10 protein-coding genes and 2 pseudogenes are annotated in these 15,114 nt (G+C 73.2%); 7 read left to right on the top strand and 5 right to left on the bottom strand.

The window, feature by feature from the left end; translation table 11 throughout:
- Positions 1 to 30: 30 nt before the first annotated feature.
- The 6 genes and pseudogenes from QUE47_RS04440 (at position 31) to QUE47_RS04415 (ending at position 5,015) form a co-directional block, all read left to right on the top strand.
- Positions 31 to 582, top strand: coding sequence for a Na(+)/H(+) antiporter subunit C (locus QUE47_RS04440; protein ID WP_286218728.1), 552 nt, complete (start codon positions 31 to 33; stop codon positions 580 to 582).
- 35 nt (positions 583 to 617) lie between these two features.
- Positions 618 to 2,294 carry a Na+/H+ antiporter subunit D gene (locus tag QUE47_RS04435; RefSeq protein WP_286219389.1) on the top strand — a complete coding sequence of 559 codons (1,677 nt, stop codon included), beginning with the start codon at positions 618 to 620 and terminating at the stop codon, positions 2,292 to 2,294.
- A complete protein-coding gene (locus QUE47_RS04430) occupies positions 2,291 to 2,971 on the top strand; it encodes a Na+/H+ antiporter subunit E (RefSeq protein ID WP_286218727.1) in 681 nt (226 codons plus the stop codon). The genes QUE47_RS04435 and QUE47_RS04430 overlap by 4 nt, the downstream gene beginning before the upstream one ends.
- Positions 2,968 to 3,162, top strand: a pseudogene (locus QUE47_RS16595) (MrpF/PhaF family protein); the annotation flags it as partial. The gene QUE47_RS04430 and the pseudogene QUE47_RS16595, both read left to right, overlap by 4 nt.
- Before the next feature lie 220 nt (positions 3,163 to 3,382).
- Positions 3,383 to 3,931, top strand: a complete 549-nt coding sequence (mnhG, locus tag QUE47_RS16590) for a monovalent cation/H(+) antiporter subunit G (RefSeq protein ID WP_350227676.1) — start codon at positions 3,383 to 3,385, stop codon at positions 3,929 to 3,931.
- Between the two features lie 43 nt (positions 3,932 to 3,974).
- Positions 3,975 to 5,015, top strand: coding sequence for a cation diffusion facilitator family transporter (locus tag QUE47_RS04415; RefSeq protein ID WP_286218726.1), 1,041 nt, complete (start codon positions 3,975 to 3,977; stop codon positions 5,013 to 5,015).
- Here QUE47_RS04415 and QUE47_RS04410 read toward each other — a convergent pair.
- Positions 5,005 to 5,601 (bottom strand): methylated-DNA--[protein]-cysteine S-methyltransferase, encoded by a 597-nt coding sequence (locus QUE47_RS04410; RefSeq protein WP_286218725.1) that lies wholly within the window; start codon positions 5,599 to 5,601, stop codon positions 5,005 to 5,007. The two genes, QUE47_RS04415 and QUE47_RS04410, sit on opposite strands and share 11 nt — an antisense overlap.
- On the bottom strand, positions 5,598 to 7,613 hold the full coding sequence (locus QUE47_RS04405; RefSeq protein ID WP_286218724.1) for a DNA-3-methyladenine glycosylase 2 family protein: 2,016 nt from the start codon (positions 7,611 to 7,613) through the stop codon (positions 5,598 to 5,600). The genes QUE47_RS04410 and QUE47_RS04405 overlap by 4 nt, the downstream gene beginning before the upstream one ends.
- Before the next feature lie 180 nt (positions 7,614 to 7,793).
- On the opposite strand from QUE47_RS04405, the pseudogene clpB reads away from it, so the two are divergent.
- Positions 7,794 to 10,493: pseudogene (clpB, locus tag QUE47_RS04400) on the top strand (ATP-dependent chaperone ClpB); the annotation flags it as partial.
- 138 nt (positions 10,494 to 10,631) lie between these two features.
- Here the strand turns inward: clpB and QUE47_RS16585 are convergent.
- The 3 genes from QUE47_RS16585 to QUE47_RS04385 form a co-directional block, all read right to left on the bottom strand.
- Positions 10,632 to 11,303: a C40 family peptidase gene (locus QUE47_RS16585; protein ID WP_350227729.1), complete on the bottom strand. Its 672-nt coding sequence runs from the start codon at positions 11,301 to 11,303 to the stop codon at positions 10,632 to 10,634.
- A gap of 576 nt (positions 11,304 to 11,879) precedes the next feature.
- Positions 11,880 to 13,826 (bottom strand): glycoside hydrolase family 3 protein, encoded by a 1,947-nt coding sequence (locus QUE47_RS04390; protein WP_286218723.1) that lies wholly within the window; start codon positions 13,824 to 13,826, stop codon positions 11,880 to 11,882.
- Positions 13,826 to 15,103 (bottom strand): MFS transporter, encoded by a 1,278-nt coding sequence (locus QUE47_RS04385; RefSeq protein ID WP_286218722.1) that lies wholly within the window; start codon positions 15,101 to 15,103, stop codon positions 13,826 to 13,828. The genes QUE47_RS04390 and QUE47_RS04385 overlap by 1 nt, the downstream gene beginning before the upstream one ends.
- Between the last annotated feature and the right edge of the window lie 11 nt (positions 15,104 to 15,114).

Raw genomic sequence — 15,114 nt, 5'->3', positions numbered from 1 at the left:
CGACGAGCCGACCCCGAGACCGGCTTCGGCATGACCCCGAGCCTCGCGATCGTCCTCGCGATCGGCGTGCTGTTCGCGACCGGGGTCTACCTGCTCCTGGAGCGGAGCCTGACGCGGGTGCTGATCGGGTTCATCCTCATCGGCAACGGTGCGAACCTGCTGTTCCTCGTCGCGGGCGGACGTGCCGGAGGCGCCCCGATCGTCGGCCTGACACCGGTGGGGGAGATGAGCGACCCCCTGGTCCAGGCGATGGTGCTCACGGCGATCGTCATCACCCTCGGGCTCACCGCGTTCGTGCTCGCCATGGCGTACCGGTCGTGGCAGCTGCACGGCCACGACGAGGTCCAGGACGACCTCGAGGACCGCCGCGTCGCGCGGATCGCAGCGACGAACGAGCCCGCGTACGACGACTCGGACGCCGCCGACAACACGTCGCTCGACGACGAGGCGTCGACGGTGCGCGACGAGACGAGCAGGCTCGGCGAGGACGACCGTCGGCACCGGGACGGCAAGGACCACCCGAAGGACCACGGCACGCAGCCTGGGCGCTCCGGCACGACCTCCGGCGGTGACCCGTCGTGAGCTACTCCCTCCAGACGCTCGTCCCGCTGCCCGTGATGCTGCCGCTGTTCGCCGCGGGGCTCACCCTCGCGCTGTGGCGGTTCCCCCGCGCGCAGCGCATCATCTCGGTCACGACCCTGGTCCTCATGGTCCTGGCGGCGGTCGGCCTGCTCGTGGCGGCGGACGACGGCCCGCTCGTCGTGAACGTCGGCGGGTGGTCGGCCCCGGTCGGGATCAACCTCGTCGCCGACCGGCTCTCGGCGCTGATGCTGGTCGTCTCGTCGGTCATGCTCCTCGCGGTGCTCCTCTACTCGTTGGGGCAGGGCATCGCGGACGGTGACGAGGCCGCGCCGGTGGCGATCTACCACCCGACCTACCTGGTGCTGGCGGCCGGGGTGTCGAACGCGTTCCTCTCCGGCGACCTGTTCAACCTCTACGTCGGCTTCGAGGTGCTGCTCGCGGCCAGCTACGTGCTGCTGACGCTGGGCGGCACGGGCGAGCGCATCCGGGCCGGCGCGATCTACGTCGTCGTCGGGCTCGTGTCCTCCGTCGTCTTCCTCGTCGCGATCGCGCTGACGTACGCGGCAGCGGGGACCGTGAACCTCGCGCAGCTCGCCGAGCGCATGCCGGACATCGAGCCGAGCACGCGGCTGATCCTCGAGCTCCTCCTCCTGCTCGCGTTCGGGATCAAGGCGGCGATCTTCCCGCTCTCCGCATGGCTGCCGGACTCCTACCCGACCGCGCCCGCGCCCGTCACCGCCGTCTTCGCCGGCCTGCTCACCAAGGTGGGCGTCTACGCGATCATCCGGACACAGACCCTGCTGTTCCCCGACGGCCGGGTCGACACGGTGCTCCTCGTCCTGGCGCTCCTGACGATGATCGTCGGGATCCTCGGAGCCGTCGCGCAGAACGACATCAAGCGCCTGCTCTCGTTCACCCTCGTCAGCCACATCGGCTACATGGTCTTCGGGATCGCGCTCGCCACCGAGGCGGGGATGTCGGCGGCGATCTTCTACGTCGTGCACCACATCACCGTCCAGACCACGCTGTTCCTCGTCGTCGGGCTCGTCGAGCGCCGGGGCGGGTCCACGTCGCTCGACCGGCTCGGAGGCCTGGCGCGGGCGGCGCCGGGGCTCGCGATCCTCTTCTTCGTCCCCGCGATGAACCTCGCGGGCATCCCGCCGCTGTCGGGCTTCCTCGGGAAGGTCGGGCTCCTCGAGGAGGGCGCACGGCAGGGGACCCCGCTCGTCTGGGTGCTCGTCGTCGGCAGCGTGGTCACGTCGCTTCTCACGCTGTACGCGATCGTCAAGGCGTGGAACAAGGCGTTCTGGCAGACGCCACCCGCGGACCTCCCGCCGGTGCGGCTGCCGCGCGCGATGGTCGGCCCGACGACGGCGCTCGTCGTCCTCGGCGTGGGCATCACGGTCGTGGCCGGCCCGCTGTACTCGTACTCCGAGCGGGCCGCCGCGACACTCATGGACGGCACGTCCTACGTGGACGCCGTGTTCCCCGGCGGGGCGCTGCGGGGCGAGGGGGAGTCGGACGAGGGCAAGAAGGTGGACGGCAGCATCGACGGCGACGACGCGGAGCCCGAGGAGGAGCCGACGACGGCGCCGGGGTCGATCGTCTCCCCGGAACCGGGCGACCCGCGCACGCCCGAACCCACGTCTGCGCGCACGTCTGTCGGCTCGTCCACAGGCACGGACGACACGGGACCGGGAGGTGCGGAGTGAGCCCCGGGTACTGGTTCCGCTGGCGTCGCCGCGTGCGCACGCAGTGGCACGCGGCGCTGTGGCTGATGGTCGTCTGGGCGCTGCTGTGGGGCAGCGTCGCGTGGGGGACGCTGCTGGTGGGCGCGCTGCTCGGGGTGCTCGTCGTGTCGTTCATGCCGCTCCCGAAGATCGACTTCCAGGGGCAGTTCAGGGTCGGCGGGTTCCTGCGGCTCGTCGGGCACTTCGTGCGCGACCTCGCGGTGGCGTCGGTGCAGGTCGCGGCCCAGGCGCTGCGCGTCGGGTGGACTCCGCACGGTGCGGTGGTCCGGGTCCCGATGCGCAACGCGGGCGACCTCTACCTGACGGTCGCGTCGATCCTCACGTCGCTGGTCCCGGGGACCGTCATCATCGAGGCGCACCGGCTCACCGGCGTGCTGTACGTCCACGTGCTGGACCTCGAGTCGTCGGGCGGGCCGGACGCCGTCCGACGCGAGATCCACGACCTCGAGGAGCGGGTGCTGCGCGCCTTCGCGTCGGACCGCGAGCTGGCCCGCGCCGGCCTCGGGCCGGCCGGCCTCACGGTGGCGGACGACGAGGCGCGCGCCGCGATGGCCGGTGACACCCCGGAGCCATCGCCCTGGTCAGCGGGACCCGAGGACGGGCCGAGGACCGGCCGAGACCCGGAGGAGGGCCGATGACCGCGACCGTCGCCGTCGTCGTCGCGATCGTGTGCGCGGCGTTCGTCGCCACCGCCGCGGTGCTCGCGATCGTCCGGATCGAGCGCGGCCCGTCGATGCTGGACCGCACCATCGGGCTCGACGTGTTCACCGCCACCCTGGTCGGCGCCATCGCGATCGAGGCGGCGTTCTCGCGCCGCACCGAGACGATCCCGATCCTGGTCGTCCTGTCCCTGGTCGGCTTCGTGGGCTCGGTGCTGATCTCCCGGTTCGCCGCCGTCGAGCCCGAGGGCGAGGGGCGCATCCGCACGGCGGAAGAGGTCGCCGCCGACGACGCCGCCCGCCTCGAGGCCGTCGAGCGCGAGCGCGAGGCCGAGCGGGAGGCCGCGATCGACCCCGAGCACCACGGCGGCAACCCCGAGGGGAGGTGCGATGAGCGAGATCCTGCACTGGGACGGCTGGGCCGTGGCCGCCGACGTCGTCGCCGGCCTGCTCATGCTCTGCGGCGCGTTCCTGACTTTCGCCGCCGGGGTCGGCGTCGCGCGCTTCCCCGACCTGCTGGGCCGCATGCACGCCGCCACCAAGCCTCAGGTGCTCGGGCTGATCCTCCTGCTCTGCGGCGTCGGGCTGCGGGTCCACTCCTGGACCGTCGTCGGGATGCTCGTCCTGGTCGCCGTGTTCCAGCTGCTCACCGCCCCCGTCGCGGCGCACATGGTCGGCCGGGCGGGCTTCCGCACGGGCAAGGTCCGGACCGAGCTGCTGGCGCTCGACGAGCTCAGCCCCGACCAGACGACCGCCGAGCGCGAGGCCGCCGACGCCTCACGGGCCGTCGAGGCCGAGGCCGTCCGGACGCAGCGCGACGGGACCGACCAGGGCGGGTCGAGCACCTCCGACCACGCTGACCGGGCCGACGGGGCTGACCAGGCCGACGGGGCTGAAGACGCCGACGTGGGCGGCTCCGGCACCGTCGACGAGCGATGAGCGTCCCCGGCCTGCGCGCCGGGCGCGTGGTAGGACGGATCCCATGACCCAGCCCCAGCCGACGGACCCGACCCCCGGGCCGGCGTCCGACACCCCGGAGCGCGACGTCACGACCGGGGCGAGGCTCGCGGGCTCGGTCGGCGCGAGCAGTGACGGCGAGGCCACCGAGAGCACGCTCACGGTGGTCATCGCGTTCGCCGCGAACGCGGTCATCGCGGTCGCCAAGTCGTTCGCCGCGGTGCTCACGGGGTCCGCGTCGATGATGGCGGAGGCCGTGCACTCGTGGGCGGACACGGGGAACGAGGTGTTCCTCCTGATCGCCGACAAGCGCGCCCGGCGGCCCGCCTCGCCCCAGCACCCGCTCGGGCACGGCCGCGAGGCCTACGTCTGGTCGATGTTCGCGGCGATCGGGCTCTTCGCGATCGGTGCCGGGGTGTCGATCACGCACGGCATCCAGGAGCTGGTCCACCCCGAGCCGGCCGACGACTACGGGATCGCGTACGCGGTGCTCGGGTTCGCGTTCCTGCTCGAGGGGTTCTCGTTCCTCCAGGCCGTGAAGCAGTCGAGGGCCGAGGCGCGCGCGGGCGAGCGCGAGCTGCTCTCGCACGTCCTGCGGACCTCCGACCCGACGGTGCGCGCCGTCTTCGCGGAGGACGCCGCAGCGCTCGTGGGGCTGCTCGTGGCGTTCGTCGGGGTCGGCCTGCACCAGATCACCGGCTCGCCGGTCCCCGACGCCATCGGGTCGATCGTCGTCGGGCTCGTGCTCGGGGTCGTCGCCGTGATCCTCATCGACCGCAACCGCCGCTTCCTGGTCGGCGAAGGCGTCGAGCCCCGCACCCGGGTCCTCGTGCTGCAGCGGATCCTCGAGTGCGACGGCGTCGTGCGCGTCACCTACCTGCGCATCGAGTTCGTCGGCCCCCGCTCCCTGTACGTCGTCGCGGCGGTCGACCTGGAGGGCGACGACGCCGAGTCCGACGTCGGGCGGCGGCTGGCCGTGATCGAGCGCGGGCTCGCAGCCGAGCAGGTCGTCGCGGGCGCCGTGCTCACGGTCTCGGCGCCCGAGGACGCGTCGCTCAGCGCGTGACCGTCGGCCCGGCCCAGGCAGCAGGTGTGCCGGCCGGGTCCGCTTCGCGCTCGCGGGCGAGCAGCGACTCCTTCACGCCGAGGCCGTAGCGGAACCCGCCCAGCGTCCCGTCGGAGCGCAGCACCCGGTGGCACGGGACGAACAGGGCCGCGGCGTTCTGGGCGCACGCACCCGCCGCGGCGCGCACGGCCGCCGGCCTGCCGCACCGCTGCGCGTACTCCGTGTAGGTCACCGGGGCTCCTGGGTCGACGTCCCGCAGGGTGTCCCATGCCGACTGACGGAACGGCCCCGACACCTGTTCGACGTCGACGGCACGCAGCGCGGCCAGGTCGCCCGCGTAGTACGCGCGGACCGCGGCGACCGGGCCTGCCAGGGCGGCCGCGCCGTCCGGCACCTGCTCGACGTCGACCGGGCGGATGCTCGGGTGGACGAGCGCGACGAGGCTCGCGACGTCGTCCGTCCAGCCGGAGGCGAGGACGGCGCCCCCGGAGCGGGCGACGACCGTGAAGGGGCCGTCGGGGGTGGCCAGGGTCGTGCTCATCACGGCGGTGCTCGTCACGGTGGTGCTGCTCGTCGTGCTGCTCATGGGTTCTCCTTCGTGCCCGCTGCGGTGGGCTGGGGTGCGGCGGGCTGGGGTGAGTCGGGCCGGGGCGTGAACGGCCGGGGCGTGGCGGGTGACGCCGCGCGCCACAGGTGCATCGATGCGTACGAGCGCCACGGGGCCCAGTCGGCGTAGGGGGCGGGCAGGGTGTCGTGCCGGGTGCCGGACCGGGTGTCGGACCGGGTGTCGGACCGGGTGTCGTACGAGGCCCCGCGCCCCCGCGGGTCCGGGAGCCCCAGGGTCTTCGCGCCGGTGCGCAGCGCGACGTCCGAGGCGAGGAGCACGTCGGGGTCGCCGAGCACGCGCATCACGAGATAGTCGGCGGTCCACGGGCCGATCCCGGGCCGGTCCAGGAGCGCGGCGCGCATCGCCGCGGGGTCTTCGGCGCTCGTCACGGCAAGGGAGCCGTCGGCCAGCGCCGCCGCCGTGGCGGCGACGGCGTCGATGCGGCGCCGCGGTCCGGTCAGGCGCGCGGGCGCGTGCTCGGCCACCTGGGCGGGGTCGGGGAAGAGCCGGTCCAGGCCGGGGACGCCGACGTCGACCCGGGTGCCCGCCTCCGAGAGCCGGGTCAGGTGGGTGCGGGCCGCAGCCACGCTGATCTGCTGGCCGACCATCGCGCGCACAACCATCTCGTGCGGGTCGACGGCCCCGGGGACCCGGATACCCGGGGTCGCGCTCACCGACCCGGCGAGGTGCGGGTCGCGCGCCAGCGCGGTGTCGACGGCGGTCGGGTCGGCGTCGAGGTCGAAGAGCCGCCGGGTCCGCGCGACCGCGGCGGGCAGGTCCGCGAGCGACGCGAGGTGGAGCCGCAGGACGAACTTCCGGCCGGCGGAGGCGTCCGGGAGCCAGCGGACGTCGATCGCGCTCGGACCGTGGGGGAGCGCGACGGTGCGGGCATAGCGGTAGTTCGGGCCGGTCGAGGTGCCGGCGGCGGATGTGGCGGTCTTGACGGTCTCCGTGGTCTCGACGATCTCGCTGGTCTCCACGGTCTCGCTGGTCTCGGCGATCTCGCTGGTCTCGACGATCTCGATACCGGGAAGCGCGCGGGCCGCGAGCCACCCGAAGACCCCCGCGGCGTCGAAGGGCTCGCGCAGCGGGAGCGTGAGGTCCACGGTGAGCGGTCGGTCCTGATCGTCGGACGGTGTCGTCGGGTCGGTGCGGCGTGCCGAACCGGTCGTTCCAGCCGCCGAACCGGTGGAATCTCGTGATCCTGGCGGCGCGACCGCGCTCAACCACCGGTTCGGCGGTGGGGTGTCGGACGGCGGTGGGGTGTCGGACGGCGGTGGGGTGTCGGACGGCGGTGGGGTGTCGGACGGCACTGGGGTGTCGGACGGCGTGGGCCGTGGGGCCGTCGTCCGGCGGGCGGCGCGCAGCTCGCTCGGGGTCGTCGCGAACACCGCCGCCACGGTGTCGTTGAACTGGCGGATGCTCCCGAAGCCCGACGCGAACGCGATCTGTGCGAACGACAGGTCGGACGACGTGACGAGGGTGCGTGCGGTCTGCGCCCGCTGGGCGCGGGCTAGGGCGAGCGGGCCGGCTCCGAGCTCGGCGGTCAGGACGCGGCCGAGGTGGCGCTCGGAGTAGCCGAGCCTCCGGGCGAGGCCGCCGACCCCCTCGCGGTCGACGAGTCCGTCGGCGATGAGTCGCATGGCGCGGGCCGCCACGTCGTGCGTGACGTTCCAGTCCGGTGTCCCGGGGACCGCCTCCGGGAGGCAGCGCTTGCACGCGCGGTACCCGGCCTCGTGGGCTGCGGCGGACGTGCGGTAGAACGTGACGTTCTCGCGCCGCGGGGTCCGGGCCGGGCAGGACGGGCGGCAGTAGATCCTGGTCGTGCGCACGGCGGTGACGAACTGGCCGTCGAACCGGCGGTCGCGCGCGTCGATCGCGCGGTACCGGTCGTCGAAGACGCGGTCGGGCGCGAGGTCCCCGGCCGCGGGCACTGCCGGGGTGGGCGCTGCCGCGGTGGGTGCTGCCGGAGTGGGTGCTGCCGAGGTCATAGGACCATCCTGCGGGCCGCCGTCCGGCAGGGCTAGCGGGAATCGGACGCGGCCGTGGAGCGTGGCGCCACATTGGGCGGAGCAGGGTTGAGCGGAATAGACTCAACTCTGCCGAGGTTGGCACCAGCAGAGACAGCGCCGGGCAGCGGGCCCGGCCGCAGCACCCGTACAGGAGGGTCCGTGGACACGAAGTTCACCACCATGTCGCAGCAGGCCGTGGCCGACGCGATTCAGAGCGCGTCGGCGGCCAAGAACCCCCAGCTCGAGCCCGTCCACGTCCTCGCCGCGCTCCTCGCGCAGCAGGGCGGTGTCGCCGCCGGGCTGCTCGACGCCGTCGGCGCCGACACCCAGGCGATCGGCCAGAAGGTCCGCGCCCAGCTGGTCGCGCTGCCGAGCGCCTCGGGCGAGGCCGTCTCCAAGCCCACCGCCTCGCGGGCCACCGGCACCCTCATGGACCTGGCCGGCAAGGAGGCCGAGGCTCTCGGCGACGAGTACGTGTCCACCGAGCACCTGCTCATCGGCCTCGCCGCCGGCTCGTCGCCCGCTGCGCAGATCCTCGCCGCCGCCGGCGCGACCGCGGAGGCCCTGCGGGACGCGCTGCCCGCCGTGCGCGGCAGCGGCCGCGTCACCAGCCCGAACCCGGAGGGCACGTACAAGGCCCTCGAGCAGTACGGCGTCGACCTCACCGCGCAGGCCCGCGACGGGAAGCTCGACCCGGTGATCGGCCGCGACTCCGAGATTCGCCGCGTCGTCCAGGTGCTGAGCCGCCGCACCAAGAACAACCCCGTCCTCATCGGCGAGCCCGGCGTCGGCAAGACCGCCGTCGTCGAGGGCCTCGCGCAGCGCATCGTCGCCGGCGACGTCCCGACGTCGCTCCAGGGCAAGCGCCTCGTATCCCTCGACCTCGCGGCCATGGTCGCGGGCGCCAAGTACCGCGGGGAGTTCGAGGAGCGCCTCAAGGCGGTCCTCGAGGAGATCTCCTCGTCGGACGGCGAGGTGGTCACCTTCATCGACGAGCTCCACACCGTCGTCGGTGCGGGCGCGGGCGGTGGCGACTCGTCCATGGACGCCGGCAACATGCTCAAGCCCATGCTCGCGCGCGGCGAGCTGAGGCTCGTGGGGGCGACCACGCTCGACGAGTACCGCGAGCACGTCGAGAAGGACCCCGCGCTGGAGCGCCGCTTCCAGCAGGTGTACGTCGGCGAGCCCTCGGTCGAGGACACCGTCGGGATCCTGCGCGGCCTCAAGGAGCGCTACGAGGCGCACCACAAGGTGACGATCGCCGACTCCGCGCTCGTCGCCGCCGCCGCGCTCTCGGACCGCTACATCACCGGCCGCCAGCTCCCCGACAAGGCCATCGACCTCGTCGACGAGGCGGCGTCCCGCCTGCGGATGGAGATGGACTCGTCGCCCGTCGAGGTCGACGAGCTCCAGCGCGCCGTGACGCGCCTCGAGATGGAGGAGGTCGTGCTCAAGGAGTCGGACGACGCGGCGTCCGTCGAGCGGCTGGCCCGCCTGCGCGCGGACCTCGCCGACCGGCGCGAGGAGCTCTCCGCGCTGACCGCCCGCTGGGAGTCCGAGAAGGCCGGGCACAACCGGATCGGTGACCTGCGCGCCCGGATCGACGAGCTGCGCACCGCCGCGGACCGGGCGGTCCGCGAGGGCGACCTCGAGACGGCGGGACGCCTCCAGTACGGCGAGATCCCGCAGGTGCAGCGCGAGCTCGCCGACGCCGAGGCCGAGGAGAGCGCCGACCGTGCCGCCACGGAGGCCGATGCCCCCGAGGGCGCGACGGCCGAGGCCGGCGCGGGCCGCGGCGTCCGGCAGGAGGCGCCGATGATCGCCGACAGCGTGGGCGCCGACGAGATCGCGGAGGTCGTCGCCGCCTGGACCGGGATCCCGGCGGGCCGGATGCTCCAGGGCGAGTCCGAGAAGCTGCTGCACATGGAGGACGAGATCGGCCGCCGCCTCATCGGCCAGCGCGCCGCGGTCGCCGCGGTGTCCGACGCAGTGCGGCGCTCGCGGGCGGGGGTCGCCGACCCGGACCGCCCGACGGGCTCGTTCCTGTTCCTCGGGCCGACGGGCGTCGGCAAGACGGAGCTCGCGAAGTCGCTCGCGGACTTCCTGTTCGACGACGAGCGCGCCATGGTGCGCATCGACATGTCCGAGTACGGCGAGAAGCACTCGGTGGCGCGCCTCGTCGGTGCGCCCCCGGGGTACGTGGGCTATGAGGAGGGCGGCCAGCTCACCGAGGCGGTCCGGCGGCGCCCGTACTCGGTGGTGCTGCTCGACGAGGTCGAGAAGGCCCACCCCGAGGTCTTCGACCTGCTGCTCCAGGTGCTGGACGACGGTCGGCTCACCGACGGGCAGGGGCGCACGGTGGACCTGCGCAACGTGATCCTCGTGCTCACGTCGAACCTCGGCTCGCAGTTCCTCGTCGACCCGACCCTCGACGACTCCGAGAAGCGCGACGCCGTGATGGCCGCGGTCCGGGCGTCGTTCAAGCCCGAGTTCCTGAACCGGCTCGACGACGTCGTGATCTTCGACCCGCTGGACCTCGAGGAGCTGGGGCGCATCGTCGACCTCGCCGTCGAGCGGCTCGCGGCGAGGCTCGCGGACCGGCGCATCACGCTCGACGTGACGACGCAGGCGCGCGAGTGGCTGGCGCTGGAGGGGTTCGACCCCGCGTACGGCGCGCGGCCGCTGCGCAGGCTCGTCCAGCGGGAGATCGGCGACCGGCTCGCGCGGCTCCTGCTCGCGGGCGAGGTGGCGGACGGCGCCCACGTGACGGTCGAGCGTGCCGGTGCGGCGGACGAGGGTGTCTTCGTCGGCTCGCCAGGACCCGTTGCAGGGCCGGCTTCAGGGCCGGCGGCGGGCTCCTCCGGGGGCTCGAGCTCCGCGTCGGCTGAGGTGGCGTGCCCACGCCCGCACGGCGACGACGAGCCCCCGGACCGACCGGTCCGGGGGGCTCGTGCGCTGCTGGGTCGCTGTCTGCCGCGACCCGCTGATCGTGCGGCGTCAGATGCTGATCGCCTTCGAGCTGACCCGCAGGAACGTGGGGTTCGACATGTAGATGTTCCGGAACTGGACCGTCTTGCCCGGACGCGGTGCGTCGATCATGGTGTTGCCGCCGGCGTAGATGGCGACGTGGCCGGGGGCCCAGATGAGGTCGCCGGGCTTGGCGTGCTTCTTGGAGATCCTCTTGCCGGCGTGCCGCTGGGCGGACGACGTCCGCGGCAGGGTCTTGACGCCGGACTTCTTGTAGACGTACTTGGTGAAGCCGGAGCAGTCGAAGCCGCTCGGGGTGGTGCCGCCGTAGCGGTACTTGGTGCCGACGTGCTTCGCCGCCTGGTCGACGACGCGGGAGCCGGTCTTCGAGACCTTGACCTTGAAGGCCTTGTTCGTGGCCTTCAGGCCCTGGCCCTTCGAGGGGACGACCCAGACGCGGATGGTCCGCTTGCCGGACTTCGTAGGCTTGATCTTCTTCGAGAGCGTGTAGCTCGCACGGCCGGTCTTCGAGAGCGAGATCCGCTTGACGGTCTTGCCCGAGACCTTGATGACGGCCTGGCCCTTGACGGCCCTGCCGTTGTGGGTCGCGCGCAGGTTGATCTTCGGGCTCTTCTTCTTGTAGATGATCGAGCTGCGGGACTTGTACAGCTTGAGCTTCGGCTTGGCGGCGGTCGACTTCATGGCGACCGGCGCGGCGGCGACGCTCGCCGCTGCGCCGGTCGTGGCCGGTGCGGCGACGGCGGGCGACGCCGCGAGCGACGCACCCCCGACGAGCACGGTGGCGAGCAGGGCGCTGAGCGTCAGGCGGCCGGCGCGGCTGCGCCGTGACTCGTCGGTCGCGGCACGGGGGCGCGCGGGGTCCAGGGAGGTGCTGCTGGTCATGGGTGCCTCTCGTCGCCTGCGAGGTGAGCTGTCGGGTTCGGGCCTGAGGTCGGCCCGGCCGTGCGGACGTGGTCCGCGCGGCTTCACCCCGAGGGCGACGACGCGGTGTCGCGTGTCTCCCGTGAGAACGTGGGTCCCCCGTCGCTGCCTTGGGTCATGGGCCGTGGCCACCGGCAGCGCTCGGCGTGCGGCCACGGGGATGCCGGCGTGGTCACCGACATCCCCTAGACCGTAACCGTTTCGTTACCACCCCATCCGTGCATCCTGTGCCGAGAACGGGGTGGGACTGTGTGCGACCTGTGTGTATCCGGGCAAACTGGTCGCGAGTGAGCGCGGCATCGAGGGCGGCGGCGTCGAGTGCGGCCGTTGCCGACGTCAGACCGTCAGCCCGTGGCCGAACCGGAACAGCGGGTCGACGGTGTCGAACGGGACGTCCTCGCGCGACGCCTCGACGGCGGCCATCGACCGGGGCAGGTCGAACGGCAGCCGGCCCTCGGGAGGCACGGCGCCGGTGAGCGCGTCGAGCAGCGCGGGGGTGCTCGCGCCGAAGTTCACGACGACGCTGCCGCCCCCGTCCACGACCGGCCCGACGATCGGCTCGAGGATCGCCGGTCGGTCGAGATAGACGTCGACGACGGTCGGCACGACGGCGGCGACGGAGGTCACGTGGTCGACGACCTCGCGCGGGAAGTCGAGCGACCCGGCGTGGAAGAAGGCCTCGAACCCGGTGCCCCGCTGCTCGTAGGGCGCCTTGAGCCGAAGGATCGCGACGTCGGCCTCCTCGGGCGAGCCCACGAGGTCCGCCCCGTCGAGGACGGGAGCGGCACCCAGGTCGGTCGCGCCCTCGAGGTACACCCGCAGGTTCCGAGCGAGGGGGAGGTGGGGGGCGCCGTGGGACCCGGGACCCGCGCCCGTGGCGAGGACCGTCACCGAGCGTGACTGGGCGAGCCGGCCGGCGGCCACGAGGTCCTGGTGCCCGACGACGTCCGCGGCCTTCTCGACGTCGACGTACCGGGCGTCGTCGAAGAGCCCCAGGACGAACTTCTCGCGCAGCAGCCGGGCGACCGACGCGTCGATGCGCGCCTCGTCGAGGCGACCGGACTCCACGAGCTCGACGACGAGCTCGGGGCAGGCCTCGCCGCCGAGCTGGTCGGCGCCTGCGGCGAGGATCTTCTCCACCCGGTCGATCGGGGCCAGGTGCTCGACGCCCCAGGCCCGCGCGGGGAACGGCTGGCCCATGATCTCTGCGTCCGAGACGAGGCCCCAGTCGGTGCAGACGATCCCGTCGAACCCGAGCTCGTCGCGCAGCAGCCCTGTGAGGATCTGCTTGTTGAAGCCGAAGCCGACCTGCTCGATCCGCTCCGGGGCTCCGTCGCCGATGCTCGTCTCGAGGTCAACGGGCATGCCGTAGTACGGCATCATCTGGCGGGTCCCGGCGGCGAGCAGCTCCTTGAACGGCTCGAGGTGGCGGGCGAACTCGCCGCCCGGGTACACCTGCTCGCGGCCGTACGCGAAGTGCGGGTCCTCGCCGTCCTGCTGCGGGCCGCCGCCCGGGAAGTGCTTGGTCATCGTCGAGACCGACGCGGTACCGAAGTCGCCGGTCACCCCCTGCTCGCGCGCGACGTCCCCCGTGCCCTGGAGCCCGTGCACGTACGCGGCGCCCATGCGGCCGGTGAGCTCGGCATCCTCCCCGAAGGTGCCCGCGGCGCGGGACCAGCGGGGCTCGGTGGCGAGGTCGACCTGCGGGTGCAGCGCCGTCCGGATCCCGACGGCGACGTACTCGCGCCGTGCCGCGTCCGCGTGCTCCTCCATGAGGCGCTCGTCGCGCGTCGCCGCGAGCCCGAGCGTCTCGGGCCACTGGGAGAACGGGCCGGAGAGCAGCGCCGCACCGGGGTTGTCCGTGAAGGAGTGGCGCGGGTCGCTCGCGACGGTGACGGGGATCCCGAGCCGCGTCGAGGCCGCGAGGTCCTGCAGCCGGTTGTGCCACAGTGCGAACTCGCGCGCCGTCGGGGGCGCCATGAGCACGTTGAGGTGCGTCATGGATCGTCCCAGGACCATGTCGGCCGCCGTGGGCACGCCCATCGCGGACGGGCCGTCGGCGATCGTGCCCCCGGGGCCGATCTCGACCATGGTCTGGAAGAGCTGCCCGGCCTTCTCGGTGAGGGTCATGCGGTCGAGCAGGTCCGCCACCCGCTCGTCGACCGGGGCCGCCGGGTCCCGGTAGGGGGCGTCGACCGGCACCGGTGCGGGCGACCCGGTGCTGCTCGTCCCGGCCGTCCCGGCCGTCCCGGTCGTGCTCGTCGTGCTGGTGACTGCGGTCATCACTTGACTCCCTTGATGCGGTAGACGAGCACTGCGCCGGCGAGGGCGACGAGCGCGCCGAAGAGGTACCAGGTCTGGTAGCCGCCGACACCGATCGCGGTGCCGAAGCCGATGACGGCGGGCGCCATGGCCGGCGCGAGGGACTGGGGCAGGGCGTTGGCGATGTTCAGCACGCCGAGGTCCTTCGCGGCCTCGTCCGGGTTCGGCAGGACCTGGGTGGCCAGCGCCTGGTCGACGGAGAGGAATGCTCCGGCGCCGAGCCCGATGATCGCCTGGGCGACGATGAGGACGGTGACGGTCGGGGCGACGACCAGCAGGAGCAGGCCGACCACCATGATGCCGCCGGCGATCGCGACGAACGGGCGACGCTTGCCGATCTTGTCCGAGAGGATGCCGCCGAGCGGTGAGGAGATCATCATCATCGCGACCGAGGCCATGTTCGCCAGGACGATGACGCTCGTGGCCTCGGCCTCCGCGAGCTCGAAGCGGTCCGTGAGGTAGAACGGCAGGTAGGTCGCGATGCCGGCGTAGCCGAACATGACGAGGAACTTCGTCAGCCAGGTCCACGCGAAGTCGCGGTGCTTGCGCGGGTTGAACACGAAGGAGCCGAAGAACTCCTTGGCGCTGAACTTCTCGGCGGGCGGCGTCTGGCGGGGCTTGTCGTCCAGCACGAGGGCGAAGGCGATCGCGGCGACGAGGCCGATCGCCGCCGGGACGACGAAGCGCAGGACGTCCGACTGGAACGCGTTGGCGACGAGCGAGCCGGCGAGGATCGCGATCGGCGTGGCGATGCCGATCATGCCGGAGACCTTGCCCCGCCCGGCCGGTGCCACCTGGTCGGGCAGGGTCGCGATGACGGCGGAGAGCGTCGCGTTGAACCCGGCCTGTGCGACGCACCAGGCGACGAGGATCACGGTGACGCTCTCGGCGAAGCCGATCACCGTCAGTGCCAGGGCCCCGATGAGTGCGCCCCCGACGATGTAGGGCCGGCGGCGGCCGAAGCGGGACATCGACCGGTCGGAGAGCCGACCGAACAGCGGGTTCGCGACGAGCGCGAAGAAGGCGCCGACGCCGAGCACGAGGCCGAGGCTGCTCACGGCGTTCTCGGGGTCCACGTGCTGGATCTTGAAGGCCATCGCGACCATGACGGGGGTCAGTAGCGCGAGGTAGACGCCGAAGCTGGCGAACGAGACGCCCGGGAGGTAGCCCTTGGGGGCCTTCGCCGGGCCGGCGTCCAGGGGCAGGACGGGCTCGACTGCGGGGGCAGGTGTGGTCATCGGTGACGCTC

It is taken from the genome of Paraoerskovia sediminicola, from assembly GCF_030296575.1.
GTDB classification, from domain to species: domain Bacteria; phylum Actinomycetota; class Actinomycetes; order Actinomycetales; family Cellulomonadaceae; genus Paraoerskovia; species Paraoerskovia sediminicola.
This window is presented reverse-complemented; position numbering and strand designations above follow the sequence as displayed.